The organism is Saccharopolyspora taberi, from assembly GCF_039534165.1.
Classification (GTDB): Bacteria; Actinomycetota; Actinomycetes; order Mycobacteriales; family Pseudonocardiaceae; genus Saccharopolyspora_D; species Saccharopolyspora_D taberi.
The window spans coordinates 102,655-116,877 of sequence record NZ_BAAAUX010000012.1; the positions used below are offsets into that span (position 1 = coordinate 102,655).

Genomic DNA, 14,223 nt, shown 5'->3' on the forward strand with positions numbered 1-14,223 from the left:
TCAGGCGCCCGGAAGCGCGCTCAGCACTCGATGACGTTGACGGCCAGCCCGCCGCGCGCGGTCTCCTTGTACTTGACCTTCATGTCGCGGCCGGTCTCGCGCATCGTCTTGATCACCTTGTCCAGCGACACGAAGTGCGATCCGTTGCCGCGCAACGCCATCCGCGCCGCCGTGATCGCCTTGACCGACGCCACCGCGTTGCGTTCGATGCACGGGATCTGCACCAGCCCGCCGATCGGGTCGCAGGTCAGGCCCAGGTTGTGCTCCATCGCGATCTCCGCGGCGTTCTCCACCTGCGCCGGGGTCCCGCCCAGCACCTCGGCCAGCCCCGCAGCCGCCATCGAGCACGCCGACCCGACCTCGCCCTGGCAGCCGACCTCGGCGCCCGAGATCGACGCGTTCTCCTTGAACAGCACCCCGATCGCCGCCGCGGCGAGCAGGAACCGCACCACGCCGTCCTGGTCGGCGCCCGGCACGAACCGCGTGTAGTAGTGCAGCACCGCGGGCACGATCCCGGCCGCGCCGTTGGTCGGGGCCGTCACCACCCGGCCGCCCGCCGCGTTCTCCTCGTTGACCGCCAGCGCGAACAGCGTGACCCACTCCATCGGGTCGTCCTGCTCGGTCAGCGACTCCGCCAACGCCGCCGCGCGCCGCCGCACCTTCAGGCCACCGGGCAGCTCACCGGTGTTGGCGCACCCGTTCGCCACGCACTCGGCCATGACGTGCCAGATGTGCAGCAGCTCCTTGCGCACCGCGTCCTCGGTGCGCCACGACAGCTCGTTCGCCAGCATCACCCCGGAGATCGGCAGCCCCGACTCCGCCGTGTGCGCCAGCAGCTGCTCACCCGTGCGGAACGGCCACGCCACCTCGGTGGTGTCCGGTTTGATCCGGTCGGTCCCGGTCGCTTCCTCGTCGACCACGAATCCGCCGCCGACGGAGTAGAACACCGCCGACTCCACCTCGTCGCCCGCCGCGTCCCACGCGGTGAACCGCATCCCGTTGGGGTGCAGCGGAAGCGACTTGCGCCGGTGCATCACCAGGTCGCGATCGAGCGAGAACGCGATCTCGCTGACGCCGTCCAGCCGCAACCGGCCGGTCTCCCGGATCTCGGTCACCCGCGGCTCCACCGCCGCCGGGTCCACCGACTCCGGCGCGTGCCCTTCCAGCCCCAGCAGCACCGCTTTCGGACTGCCGTGACCGTGCCCGGTCGCTCCCAGCGACCCGAACAGCTCAGCTTTGACCCGCGACACCCGGGGCAGCAGCCCCGCCCCGCGCAGCCGGGCGACGAAGGTCGCCGCCGCGCGCATGGGGCCGACGGTGTGCGAACTCGAGGGGCCGATGCCCACCGAGAAGAGGTCGAAGACGCTGATCGCCATTGATCCGCCCTCCGCTTGTGCCCGGCTACGCCCCGGTCAGTTCGGCGTACTGCTCGGCGCTGAGCACCTCGCCGGTCTCGGTCGCCCTGACCTCGATCAGCCAGCCGTCGCCGAACGGATCGGCGTTGACCTGAGCGGGATCGCTCACCACGGACTCGTTGATCGCCACGACCTCGCCGGTGACCGGCGCGTAGAGGTCGCTGACCGACTTCGTCGACTCCAGCTCACCGCAGGCGCCGCCCGCCTCGATCCGCGCGCCGACCTCGGGCAGCTCCACGAAGACGATGTCGCCGAGCGACTCGGCCGCGTACGGGGTGATGCCGATGCGGACCACGCCGTCGCGGTCCTCGATCCACTCGTGCTCTTCGGTGTAGCGCAGGTTGGTGGGCAGGGACATGGGAGGCTCCGTCGCTTTCGGGGGCATGGGAATGCCCGGGATGGTTGGGCCTCCCCCTCTGTTGCGGAACCTGAGAGCTTCACCGCTTCGTCGCGGTTTGCACCGTGGGTGCGGCGCCGTGGCGCGCGCTTTCCAGAGTTGCCTCGCCCGAGCGGTCATGGGTGCCTGAGAGTTTGCGGGGAGTCTTGCTCCTTCGGCGCCCTGGTGCACCTGCGGTGCTCAGGGTCTCTCCCGCCCGGGTTCTGCGGCCGGTATGCGGTTGTCATGCTCCGCGCCAAACGATAAACGGGCCGGCCGAGGTGTCAATGGCCCGCCCCTGGTCCGCCACCGGATGTTCGCCCGGCGATTTCCCGGGCGCCCGGTCCCATACGCTGGGAACCGCGGGGAGGAGGCGACGATGCTGGACATCCGGGCGCTGATCGAGCGGGTCGGGCCGACGCTGCTGCGCACCGTGATCCTCCCGGAGTCCACCGACTGCGTCGGCGACGTCGTCATCGCCGAGCCGGAGCAGCCGCCGCGGGCCGCCCAGGGCGACCTGGTGCTGGGCGTCGCGGTCCGCGGGTCCGGGCAGGCAGCCGCGCTCGCCAGGGACTGCGGGGCGGAAGGCGCGGCGGCCCTGCTGCTCAAGCCGCCGCTGTCCGGCGACCCGGCGGTGGTGGCCGCGGCCCAGGAGGCCGGGATCGCGCTGGTCGAGGTGCGGGCGGGCACGGCGTGGGCGCAGCTGGTGTGGCTGATCCGGGCGGCGCTGGCCGGGACGGCGACGCAGGAGACCGACACCCGCGGCCCACCGCTGGGCGACCTGTTCCGGCTGGCCGACGCGGTCGCCGACGTCGTGGACGCGCCGGTCACCATCGAGGACGCGCACTCCCAGGTGCTGGCCTACTCCGCCCGGCAGGACCTGACCGACCCCGCCCGGATCTCCACGATCATGGGCCGCAAGCAGCCGGACGACGTGCTGGCCAAGTTCCGCGCCCGGGGCACGTTCCGGCAGCTCAGCAAGGGCCGGTCGGCGATCTTCGTGCCCGCCCAGGGCGACGGCACGCTGCCCAGGCTGGTGGTCCCGATCCGGATGGGCGGCGAGCTGCTGGGGTCGATGTGGGCGGTGGTGCCTGGCGAGGTGTCCGAGGAGCGGTCGACGGCCTTCGCCGACACCGCGCCGCTGGTCGCGCTGCAACTGCTGCGCTGGCGCGCGGTCGCCGACGCCGAGCGGCAGCGGTCGGCCGAGCAGGTGCGGCAGCTGCTGGAAGGCGGCGAGCGGTGGCGGACCGCGGCGACCGAGCTGGCGGTCTCGCAGGACCCGCACCGGGTGGTCGCGCTCGGCGTGAGCGCCTCTGCCGAGCAGGCGGAAGGGCACCGGCTGGCGATCTGGGAGTGGATCACGCGCGGGGTCGGGCGGCGCCCGCTGGTGACCGAGATCGGCAACGTGCTCTACGCGCTGGTGCCGGACCGGCCCGGCCAGGGCGGCTGGCCGGTGCTGCGCGCGGCGCTGACCGCGAGCGAGGACGAGCCGAAACCGCTGGTCGCCGTGGGCACGGCAGTCGGCGTCGCCGATCTCGCGCGCTCGCGCGCGGAGGCCGACGAACTGCTTGCGCTACTGCGCGCCGGGCAGGTGCGCAAGCGGGTCGCGGTGTACGAGGACCTGTGGCACCTGCTGGTGCTGAGCCGGATGGCGGGGGCGTCGACCGACGCCGGGGTCGCCTCGCTCGGACCGCTGCCGCTGTTGCGCGAGCACGACCGCGATCAGGGCACCGAGTACCTCAGCACGCTGCACGCGTGGCTGCGCCACCCCGGCGATCCGCGGACCGCCAGCCGCGACCTGCGGGTGCATCCGAACACTTTCCGGTACCGGATGAAGCGGATCACGCAGCTGGTCGATGTCGATCTCGACGATGCCGACGTGCGGGCCGCGCTGCTCGTGCAGTTGCTCGCCGAGCGGTGGGCTCAGCACGGGTGAGGGGGGGTTGGGGTTGTGGCGGTTTGGGTTCTGTTGCGTGGGTGGTTTCCGGGGCTCTCGCCGACCCCGGACCCCCGGCAGACCCCCGGCAGACCTCCGGGATGAGTGGGGGTTGTGCGCTGCGGTTCGGTTGGGGTGGTTCTCATCCCGTCGGCCTCCACAAGGGCTATCAGACCGCGTCAAGGGGGCGGTTTGTGTTGGCCCGCTGCGGTTTCCGGGCTTGTGCCCCCTTGACACGGTCTGATCGGGCTGGCGCCAGGCCGACGGGATGAGAACCAAACCCCGCCCTTGTGGGTGGGGACTTCGTTGTTGCTGGGCACGGTTGGCTCAGTGGCGGCGATGCGTTCCTCAGGCCCCGAGCGCCTGCTTCGCCCGGTCGGTCGCGAGTTCTGGGCGGGACGCGGGGTTGTCCTGGTAGTGGCGCAGCAGGGCCAGCAGCACCGCCGGGTCGCCCGCGAGGTCGCGGCCGGGGATGCGCAGGGCCGGGACTTCGGGCAGCTTGTCCTCGTGCCAGATCCGGGCGATCTGGCGCCTGCGCCAGGACGCTCCCGGTCGGCCCGAGATCCAGATCTCCGGGCCGTCGCGGTGCAGCGGGCGGATCTCGGCGACGTCGCCCCACGGCAGGAACGACTCGTGGGTCCAGCCGCGGTGGTGGATCCCCGCCGGGGAGAGCCGGACCTTCCCCGGCGCGAACGAGCCCTTGAGCATCACCACCGGCAGGGACAGCGGGACCAGCGCCGCGATCCCGAGGAGCACCGCCCTGCCGACCTGGGGGTGGCCGATCTCCAGCGCTCCAACGACGCCCAGCACGAACGGTGCCGCGGTGGTCAGGCTCAGCAGGACGAACAGGGTGAACTGCACCCTGGAGTACGGCATCTCCAACGCCATCGTCGCGTCGTCGGCCGCCTTCGTCCGCAGCGGACGGGCTCCGGCCTTGCGCGGCCGGAGTTTGGCGTCGAAGACCAGCACCGCCAGCTCCGCGAAGATCAGGGCGAAGACCAGCATGTAGCGGAAGCCGGACGACCAGTTGGTCAGCTGGTTGCGGATCGCGATCGCCAGTGCCGCCGCGCACAGGACCAGGAACGCCGCCGTGACCAGCCGCGCCGCGCGCGGAGGCCGGGCGCTCCACTGCTCCGGCCAGGGTGCTCTGGTGCTGTTCACGCTGGCTCCATCGTGAAGACTTGGTCAGGTGAAGCGGTGCACTCCTGCCGCCGGACCTCGCGCGGCTGCTGCGGCGGGCCCGCGGCCAGCCCGAAGCACTCGCGCTCGACCAGCGGCAGGATCCGCCAGTGGCCGTCGGCGGGCTCCAGCCGGAACCGCTGGGTCTGGCTGGTCTCCAGGCACCCCTGGAGCCGCAGGTGGTCGCGGTTGCCGACGTCGAGGCACCAGGTGCTGCCGCCGGTCTCCGGGTTGTAGACCTTGATCCGGTAGACGTCGTCGGTCTTCTCCCAGGCGAACCGCTGGGCAGGCTTGGGATCGTCGCGGCACGGCGCCTCGACGACCATCGGGTTCCCGTCGCCGTCCTTGCCCGTGATGTCGAGGCAGTTGCCCGCCTGCGTCCGCAGCACGTACCAGTGCACGTTCGGCGGGCGGACCATGTCCGGGCCGAACAGCAGGAACACCACGAAACCCGCGCACGCCACGAACCCCGAGACCGCCGTGACCGGGCGCGGCCCGCGCCTGCGGCCGGGCTCGGGGAACGGCGCTTCGGGCTCCCGGCTCGGGACCGGGGCACCGGCACCGGCCGACAGCCGGTCGTGGCACGCGAGCCAGCGGGCGGTCTCCTCCGGATTCGCACCGCACGCGCGCACGAAGGCGCTGGTCAGCTCCCGCCGCGGCAGCGAGTCGCGGCGCAGCGCGGTGGCCAGGGTGCTGTAGGGCAGCACGTCGCCGTTCGCCGTCGCGCGGGCCTCCACCTGGCGGTAGGTCAACCCGGACCACGACCGCAACCGGCGCATCGACTCCACGAACTCCGCGGCGTTGCCGGCGTCGTCGGGGGCCGGGAACTCGCGATTCTCGGTCACCTGCTGCCTTCCTGGCCGCTCGGACTTGCCCGTCGGCGCACCACGTTCTGCCTGGTCATACCGCCTTCGGGAGGTGTCCGGCACAGATTCGAACAGATCTTGAGTCTACGAAGGCCCTTCACCTCCGGTGTGATCACCCCGGGCCGGCTCCGTTTGTGCTGGGAGCACAAACGGGCACCGGCAATCTCAGTGCGTGGAATGATGCGGCGCGGACGCGGGCAGCGGATCGTAAGGCGCAACCACCGAGAAAGGATTTGCGCCGTGAAGATCGCAGTTCCGCGCGAGATCAAGAACAACGAGTACCGGGTCGCCATCACTCCCGCGGGCGTGCACGAGCTGACCAGCCGCGGCCACGAGGTCTTCGTCGAGGCGCAGGCAGGCGCCGGTTCGTCCATCCCGGACGAGGACTACCTGGCCGCGGGCGCCAAGGTGCTGCGCACCGCCGACGAGGTCTGGGGCGAGGGCCAGCTGGTGCTCAAGGTCAAGGAACCGATCGCCGAGGAGTACCCGCGGCTGCGGCGCGACCAGGTGCTGTTCACCTACCTGCACCTCGCGGCCTCGGCGGAGCTGACCGACGCGATGGTCGACTCGGGCGTCACCGGCATCGCCTACGAGACGGTGCAGACCGGCAACGGGAGCCTGCCGCTGCTGGCCCCGATGAGCGAGGTCGCGGGCCGGCTCGCCCCGCAGGTGGGCGCGTACTCGCTGATGCGGCCCAGCGGTGGCCGCGGCGTGCTGCCGGGTGGCGTTCCCGGCGTGCACCCGGCGCGGGTCGTGGTGATCGGCGGCGGTGTCGCCGGCCTGAACGCCGCCCGCGTCGCGCTGGGCATGGGCGCCGACGTCGAGCTGCTCGACACCAACGTCGACAAGCTGCGCGAGATCGACCGCGACTTCCACGGCCGGATCCGGACCGTGGCCTCCAACCGCTACTCGGTCGAGCAGGCCGTCCGGGCCGCCGACCTGGTGATCGGCGCGGTGCTGATCCCGGGCGCGAAGGCCCCGAAGCTGGTGTCCAACCACCTCGTGTCGGAGATGAAGCCGGGCAGCGTGCTGGTCGACATCGCCATCGACCAGGGCGGCTGCTTCGCCGACTCCCGCCCGACCACGCACGACGACCCGACCTACAAGGTCCACGACTCGGTCTTCTACTGCGTGGCCAACATGCCGGGCGCGGTGCCCAACACCTCGACGCACGCGCTGACCAACGTCACGCTGCCCTACGCGGTGCGCATCGCCGACAACGGCTGGCAGCAGGCGTGCCGGGCGGACGAGGCGCTGGCGCTGGGCGTCAACACCCACGACGGCAAGCTGGTCAACCAGCCGGTCGCCGAGGCCCACGGCCGCACCGCGACCCCGCTGGCCGACGTCCTGTCCTGACGCCACGACCCGAAGGGCCCGAAGAGCGCACCCGGCTCTTCGGGCCCTTCGGGTTCGAATCCTCAACCGGCGCAGCCAGGCGAAGCCGCGGGAAACGAGATCATTAAGGGGCGGCCCGCTCAACCAGCCTGGGGGTCACCGGGAGCAGGCCGCCGACTTCAGTGTAAGACACGATCGGCTGTTTGCCGACGAGAGAAGCAACGTCATCACGTCGATTTCATGCGAAATCGATAACCACTCGATCGCGTGAACCGAGCACTTCACCCGTGCAGGCGGCATTTCCGCCTGCCGATGTCCCCCATCGGAGTAGTTGTGGCGCGCCAGTCCCAAAACCGTGGGTGCGCCGTTCCAGTGACAGCGTCACCGAGGAGGACTACGACGATGGCGAACGACGCTTCCCCGACCGACGGTACGGCGATCCGGCACGCGGTCCTGGACCACCTCGACCTGCTCGACCGGACCGCCGCCGAGGGCTGCCCGGAGGAGCTGCTGCCGGTGGCCCGGACCGGGCTGCACCTGCTGGCCGAGGGCCTGCGAGCGCTGCTCGACGCGCACCGCCCGGACCAGAACGGCCGCTGCCCCACCTGCCCCGGCCTGCTGCGCGGCAGGCAGTGGCCCTGCGCCGCGTGGCTCGCCGCCCACCGGCGCCTGCTCGGCGACCGCCCGCGGGCGCTGCTGCGCGCCCCGCACCCCGAGCCGCCCGCCGAGTCCGCGATCGAGGTGCGGCCCCCGGTCGTCGCGACGACCGGCGACAACGGCCCCGGTGACTGGAACACCGACGAGTTCCCGGTCACCGATCCGGATCCGGCCCCGCCACCGATCGGCGGCCACCTGGAGACCGACCACACCAAGATCTACCGCGCCGCCGTCTCGGATCGGCCGATCCGGTGGCCGCGGCTGCGGCTCCCGCTGCGCTGATTCCACAGCGCCGATTCCCGGGCACCGATTCCACGACTCCCCCCGGATCACCGGACCGCGTGCGGCAGGATGGGTGACGGCCAATCGCGAACCGTGACGATGGAGGGTGTGTGCACGACGGCAGCGGCCGGATCACCGTGCAGGGTCTCGGCAAGAGCTTCGGGCCGGTCCACGCGGTCCGGGACCTCAGCTTCACCGTGCAGCCCGGCACGGTGACCGGCTTCCTCGGCCCCAACGGGTCCGGCAAGACGACCACCCTGCGGATGATCCTCGGGCTGATCGAGCCCAGCACCGGCTCGGCGACGGTCAACGGGGTGCCGTTCCGCGGGCTGCCCAACCCCGGCACCGTGGTCGGTGCGGTGCTGGAGGCGCAGAGCTTCCACCCCGGGCGCACCGCCAGGGACCACCTGCGCTGCTACGCGGCGGCGATGCGGCTGCCCGACCGGCAGGCCGACCAGGTCCTCGAACTCGTCGGGCTGGGCACCGCGGCCAAGCGCCGGGCAGGCGGGTTCTCGCTGGGCATGCGCCAGCGGCTGGCGCTGGCGACCGCGCTGCTGGGCGATCCGCAGATCCTGGTCCTCGACGAACCGTCCAACGGGCTCGACCCGGAGGGCATCGCCTGGCTGCGCAGCTTCCTGAAGTCCTTCGCCGCCACCGGGCGGACCGTGCTGGTCTCCAGCCACCTGCTCCGCGAGATGGAGCACACCGTCGACCACGTGGTGATCGTCAGCCGCGGCGAGTGCGTCTACAACGGACACCTCGACGAGCTGCGGGCCGCGCAGCGCTCGCGGGTGCTGGTGCAGGCCGCCGATCCCGCCGCGCTGGTCGCGGCCCTGGAGCGGGAGGGCCTGGCGGCCGAGGCGACCCCGGACGGCAGGCTGGCGATCCCCGGCGCCGACTCCCGGGTGGTCGCAGACCTCGCGCTGGAGGCGGGCGTCGCGCTGTACGGGATGCAGGACGAGCGCGTCGACCTGGAGCAGCTGTTCTTCCAGCTCACCAACGGCCAGTTCGCGGGGGCCCAGAACGCGCCGTCCCGGTGGGGCCCGCCGCCCGCGCCCGGGTACGGCCCGCACGGCGGTTTCGGAGGTAACGCCTGATGGGCGCGCTGATCAAGGCGGAGTTCCGCAAGATCTTCACCGTCAACCTGTGGTGGGCGCTGCTCGTCCCGGTCGCCGTGATGAGCTTCGGCGCGGGCTGGCTGGGCAGCGGGTTCGGCACGATCAGCCAGCTGGAGAAGGAGCTCGGCCAGCCGCTGCCGCTCGGGCTGCTGACGGTGTCGCTGTCGACGAACTACAGCACCGCGTTCGCGGCGGTGTTCGGCGGCCTGGCCGTCGCGGGCGAGCACCGCACCCGGAGCATCACCACGACCTACCTGACCGCGAACCCCCGCGGCTCGGTGCTGGCGGCGAAGTTCGTGGCCTACACCGGCATGGGCGTGCTCTACGGGCTGGTGAACCTGCTGTTCTCCAGCCTCGGCGGACTCGTCGGAGCGGGCTTCGACGGCTTCGGCGACCCGGGCGACTGGTTCGCGGTAGGCGCGGCCGGACTGCTGGCGATGGTGCTGTGGACGCTGCTGGGCGTCGGGTTCGGCGCGCTGGTGTCGAGCCCGATCGCGGTGATCGTCTCGCTGCTGGTCTACAAGTTCGTGTTCGAGTTCATCGTCACGACGTTCATGACCGGCTCGGACGCGCCCTGGATCACCGCCTACCTGCCCGGCTCGGCGGGCAACGGGATCGTCGGCAACCTGGCGGTCCCGGTGTTCATCAGCGCCGTCGCGGGCACGAACGAGCCGGACATCCCGCGCGAGGCGTTCGAGGTGCTGCACTACGTCTTCGGCGGCACCTATGCGCACCCGTGGTGGGCGAGCGCGCTCACGTTCCTCGGCTACGCCGCCGTCTTCTGCGCGGCGGGCTGGTACGTCAGCGGCAAGCGCGACATCACCTGAGGACCTGACCCGACACACCCCGCAGCCGAGGAAGTCTCCACGTACAAGGGCGGGGTTTGGTTCTCATCCCGTCGGCCTGGCGCCAGCCCGATCAGACCGTGTCAAGGGGGCACAAGCCCGGAAACCGCAGCGGGCCAACACAAACCGCCCCCTTGACGCGGTCTGATAGCCCTTGTGGAGGCCGACGGGATGAGAACCACCCCAACCGAACCGCAGCGGACAACGGAGACTCATCCCGGAGGTCTGCCAGGGGTCTGGGGCCGGCGAGGACCCCAGAACCACGAGCCCTACCGGACTCCGAACCGGCAAAGCCCCTTCGGCCCCTGTGCGAGGGCTCACAGCGACCGGTTGAGCGGTCCTGCAACGTCGGTGTCGCGACCTAGTCTGGCAACGTGCGCGACTCCGGCAGCAAACGTCCTGCAACCGTCGGCTGGATCCGTCGTCTCTCCGCCGCCTGCTGGCGGCACCCAGCGTCGGTGCTGCTGGCGATCGGGGCCTCGGTGACCGCGGTCGGGCTGGAGGCGGCGGTCCCGCTGCTGACCAAGGTCGCGGTGGACGACGCCGTCGGCGGCAGCACGGCGCAGCTGGGGTGGATCGTCGCCGCGCTGCTCGGCCTCGGCCTGTTCCGGTTCGCCGCCGCGTTCGTGCGCCGCTACAGCGCGGGCCGCCTCGCGCTCGACGTGCAGCACGACCTGCGGCGCGCGGTGTTCGGGTCGGTGCAGCGCCTCGACGGCGGCAAGCAGGACGCGCTGCGCACCGGCCAGGTCGTCTCGCGGTCGATCAGCGACCTGCAGATGGTCCACGCGCTGCTGTCGATGCTGCCGCTGGCCGCGGGCACCGTGGTGCTCGCGCTGTTCGCGATCCTGGCGATGCTGTGGCTCTCCCCGCTGCTCACCGTGGTCGCGCTGGTCGTCGCGCCGCTGATCGCCGTGGTGTCGGCGCACAGCAAGAAGACGCTCTACCCCGCGACCTGGTCGGCCCAGCAGCGCGCCGCCGACATCGCCCAGCACGTCGAGGAGACCGTCACCGGCGTGCGGGTGGTCAAGGGCTTCGGCCAGGAGCGGCGCGAGGTCGCCCGGCTGGAGTCCGGGGCGCGCAGGCTGTTCGCCGAGCGGCTGCGGGCGGCGCGGATGACCTCGTTCCCGCAGGCCACGCTCACCGCGCTACCGGTCGCGGGCCAGGTCGGCGTGCTCGGCCTCGGCGGCTGGATGGCGTTGCAGGGCCAGGTGAGCCTGGGCACGTTCGTCGCCTTCGCCGGTTACGTGACGATGCTGGCCGGCCCCGCCCGGATGATCGCGGGCACGGTCATCCAGGCGCAGCTGGCGCGCGCGGGCGTGGAGCGGATCAACGACCTGATCGACTCCCAGCCGGAGGTCCAGGACCGGCCGGACGCGGTCGTGCTGCCGGACGGGCCGCTGGAGGTGGAGCTCGACGAGGTCGGGTTCGGCTACACCCGGGACCAGCCGGTGCTTCGGTCGGCATCGCTGCGGGTGCGGCCCGGCGAGACAGTCGCGCTGGTCGGCCCGGCCGGGTCGGGCAAGTCGACGGTGTCGATGCTGCTCCCCCGCTTCTACGACGTGCACCGCGGCGCGGTCCGGGTCGGCCCGGTCGGCGGCACCCCGCAGGACGTCCGCGACCTGCGGCTGGACTCGCTGCGATCGGCGATCGGGGTGGTGTTCGAGGAGGCTTTCCTGTTCTCCGACACCATCCGGGGCAACATCGCCTACGGCGTGCCGGACGCCTCCGAGGAGGCCGTGATCGCCGCCGCGAAGGCCGCCGAGGCGCACGAGTTCATCAGCGCGCTCCCCGACGGCTACGACACGCTGGTCGGCGAGCGCGGCCTGACGCTGTCCGGCGGTCAGCGCCAGCGCGTCGCCCTGGCCCGCGCCCTGCTGTCGGATCCGCGGATCCTGGTGCTCGACGACGCGACCTCCGCGGTCGACCCGACAACCGAGGCCGCCATCCACGAGACCCTGCGGTCGGTGACCGCGCAGCGCACGACGCTGCTGGTCGCGCACCGGCGCTCGACGCTTTCGCTGGCCGACCGGGTCGCCGTGCTCGACGAGGGCCGGGTCGTCGACGTCGGAACCCAGGAGGAGCTCCAGGAGCGCTGCGAGCTGTTCCGGTCGCTGCTGGCCGGGCCGGGCGAGTCGATCGACGCCTGCCGGGAGGAGCTGGCCTGCCGGGAAGAGCTAACAGAGTCCGAGGGCGTCACGCCGGAGCTGTGGCCGCAGCCGCAGGAAGAGCCCGGCGCCACCCGGCCCGCGCCCGAGCTGGCCGCCGGGATCGAGCGGCTGCCCGCGGCCACCGCCGAGCCGCGGCTGCCGGGCGTCGACGCGACCGCGCCGGACCCGGAGTTCCGGCTGGCCCGGCTGTTCCGCCCGATCCGCTGGGGACTGCTGCTCACGGTGCTGCTGGTCGCCGCCGACGCGCTGGCGCTGATCTCGCTGCCGAGCCTGATCCGGTTCGGCGTCGACGCCGGCGTGGGCACCGGCAGCCTGCCGACGCTGTGGACCGCGACCGCGCTGGCCGCCTGCGTCGTCTTGCTCGGCTGGGGCGTGGTCCGGCTGCAGACCGTGGTGACCGCCCGAACCGGCGAGACCCTGCTCTACCTGCTGCGCCTGCGCAGCTTCGCGCACCTGCAACGCCTCGGGCTGGACTTCTACGAGCGCGAGCTCGGCGGCCGGATCATGACCCGGATGACCACCGACGTCGACGCGCTGTCGTCGTTCCTGCAGACCGGACTGGCGACCGCGGTGGTCAGCGTGCTGGTCCTCACCGGCATCTCCGGCACCCTGATCGCCACCGATCCGTCGCTGGCGCTGGTCGCGCTGTCGGTGCTGCCGGTCCTGGTGGTGGCGACGATGATCTTCCGCAAGCTCTCGTCCACCGCGTACGCCGAGGCGCGCGAACGGGTCAGCACGGTCAACGCCGACATGCAGGAGAACGTCTCCGGCCTGCGGGTGGCGCAGGCGCACCGCCGCGAGCGGCACTCGGCGAAGGTGTTCGCCCAGCGCAGCGACGCCTACCGGCGCTCGCGCCTGCGCGCGCAGCGCTACATCGCCACGTACTTCCCGTTCGTGGCGCTGCTGTCGGAGATCGCCCAGGCGCTGGTGCTCGGCGTCGGGGCCGCGCGGGTCGCCGAAGGCGGTCTGACCGCGGGCGTGCTGGTCGCGTTCCTGCTGTACCTGGGCCTGTTCTTCGCGCCGGTGCAGCAGCTGTCCAGCGTCTTCGACGGCTACCAGCAGGCGAAGGTCGGCCTGCGGCGCATCGGCGACCTGCTGCGCACGCCGACCTCGGTGCCCGCGGCGGCCGAGCCCGCGCCGGTGCCGGAGCGGCTGACCGGCGAGGTGGAGCTGCGGTCGGTGAGCTTCCGGTACCCGGGCACCGAGCGGCCCGCGCTGCGCGACGTGTCGCTGCGGGTGGCGCCGGGCGACACGGTCGCGCTGGTCGGGGCGACCGGGGCCGGGAAGTCGACGCTGGTCAAGCTGCTGGCCCGGTTCTACGACGCCACCGAGGGCGAGGTCCTGGTCGACGGGGTCGACGTCCGCCGCTACGACCTGGCGGCCTTCCACCACCGGCTGGCGGTGGTGCCGCAGGAGGGGCACCTGTTCGCCGGGGACGTCGCGGCCAACATCGCCTACGGCAGGCCGGACGCCACGCCGGAGGAGATCGAGCTGGCCGCGCGCTCGGTCGGCGCGCTCGCGGGCATCGCGATGCTGCCCGGCGGCTTCCGCCAGCACGTCGGCGAGCGGGGCCGCGGGCTGTCGGCCGGGCAGCGGCAGCTGGTCGCGCTGGCCCGCGCCGAGCTGGTCGACCCGGACCTGCTGCTGCTCGACGAGGCGACCGCCGCGCTGGACCCGGCGACCGAGTCGATGGTGGTGGCCGCCAGCGACCAGCTCGCCGCCAAGCGCACCACGTTCGTCGTCGCCCACCGGCTGGCCACCGCCGCCCGCGCGGACCGGATCGTGGTGGTCGACGACGGGCGGATCGTCGAGCAGGGCACGCACGCCGAGCTCATCGCGCTCGACGGGCACTACGCGCGGCTGTGGGCCGACACGGACACGGAGCGCGCCGCGGCAGCTTCGTAGCGTGACGAAACGCGGGTGGATTTGTCCGCTTTTTGGGAACACCAGCCGAACGCGAAACGTCATACTTAGTACGGACGACAACCCGTATGGAGTAGCACCAGGCGACGGCAGCGCCGTCGGCGGCGACGGAACGTTGACGAG

Annotated in this window: 10 protein-coding genes and 2 riboswitches; of the genes, 6 read left to right on the top strand and 4 right to left on the bottom strand. The window is 72.3% G+C overall.

What is annotated here, in order from left to right:
• Positions 1–20: 20 nt before the first annotated feature.
• Together ABD691_RS13010 and gcvH are read right to left on the bottom strand one after the other, a co-directional pair.
• Positions 21–1,376, bottom strand: coding sequence for an L-serine ammonia-lyase (locus ABD691_RS13010; protein ID WP_344679878.1), 1,356 nt, complete (start codon positions 1,374–1,376; stop codon positions 21–23).
• 25 nt (positions 1,377–1,401) lie between these two features.
• On the bottom strand, positions 1,402–1,773 hold the full coding sequence (gcvH, locus tag ABD691_RS13015; RefSeq protein WP_344679879.1) for a glycine cleavage system protein GcvH: 372 nt from the start codon (positions 1,771–1,773) through the stop codon (positions 1,402–1,404).
• Between the two features lie 48 nt (positions 1,774–1,821).
• Positions 1,822–1,915: riboswitch (glycine riboswitch) on the bottom strand.
• Positions 1,916–2,017: riboswitch (glycine riboswitch) on the bottom strand.
• 153 nt (positions 2,018–2,170) lie between these two features.
• On the opposite strand from gcvH, the gene ABD691_RS13020 reads away from it, so the two are divergent.
• Positions 2,171–3,727, top strand: coding sequence for a PucR family transcriptional regulator (locus ABD691_RS13020; protein WP_344679880.1), 1,557 nt, complete (start codon positions 2,171–2,173; stop codon positions 3,725–3,727).
• Between the two features lie 348 nt (positions 3,728–4,075).
• On the opposite strand, the gene ABD691_RS13025 is transcribed toward ABD691_RS13020, so the two are convergent.
• Both ABD691_RS13025 and ABD691_RS13030 read right to left on the bottom strand, forming a co-directional pair.
• Positions 4,076–4,888: a hypothetical protein gene (locus ABD691_RS13025; protein ID WP_344679881.1), complete on the bottom strand. Its 813-nt coding sequence runs from the start codon at positions 4,886–4,888 to the stop codon at positions 4,076–4,078.
• Positions 4,885–5,751: an RICIN domain-containing protein gene (locus ABD691_RS13030; RefSeq protein WP_344679882.1), complete on the bottom strand. Its 867-nt coding sequence runs from the start codon at positions 5,749–5,751 to the stop codon at positions 4,885–4,887. Before ABD691_RS13030 ends, ABD691_RS13025 begins: the two co-directional genes overlap by 4 nt.
• A gap of 261 nt (positions 5,752–6,012) precedes the next feature.
• On the opposite strand from ABD691_RS13030, the gene ald reads away from it, so the two are divergent.
• The 5 genes from ald (at position 6,013) to ABD691_RS13055 (ending at position 14,082) form a co-directional block, all read left to right on the top strand.
• Positions 6,013–7,128, top strand: a complete 1,116-nt coding sequence (gene ald, locus ABD691_RS13035) for an alanine dehydrogenase (protein WP_344679883.1) — start codon at positions 6,013–6,015, stop codon at positions 7,126–7,128.
• Between the two features lie 381 nt (positions 7,129–7,509).
• Complete coding sequence (locus ABD691_RS13040) at positions 7,510–8,046, top strand: hypothetical protein (RefSeq protein ID WP_344679884.1); 537 nt, start codon at positions 7,510–7,512, stop codon at positions 8,044–8,046.
• A 110-nt stretch (positions 8,047–8,156) separates the two neighbouring features.
• Positions 8,157–9,143 (top strand): ABC transporter ATP-binding protein, encoded by a 987-nt coding sequence (locus ABD691_RS13045; RefSeq protein ID WP_344679885.1) that lies wholly within the window; start codon positions 8,157–8,159, stop codon positions 9,141–9,143.
• Positions 9,143–9,991 carry an ABC transporter permease gene (locus ABD691_RS13050; protein WP_344679886.1) on the top strand — a complete coding sequence of 283 codons (849 nt, stop codon included), beginning with the start codon at positions 9,143–9,145 and terminating at the stop codon, positions 9,989–9,991. The genes ABD691_RS13045 and ABD691_RS13050 overlap by 1 nt, the downstream gene beginning before the upstream one ends.
• A gap of 392 nt (positions 9,992–10,383) precedes the next feature.
• Positions 10,384–14,082 (top strand): ABC transporter ATP-binding protein, encoded by a 3,699-nt coding sequence (locus ABD691_RS13055; protein ID WP_344679887.1) that lies wholly within the window; start codon positions 10,384–10,386, stop codon positions 14,080–14,082.
• Positions 14,083–14,223 lie beyond the last annotated feature (141 nt).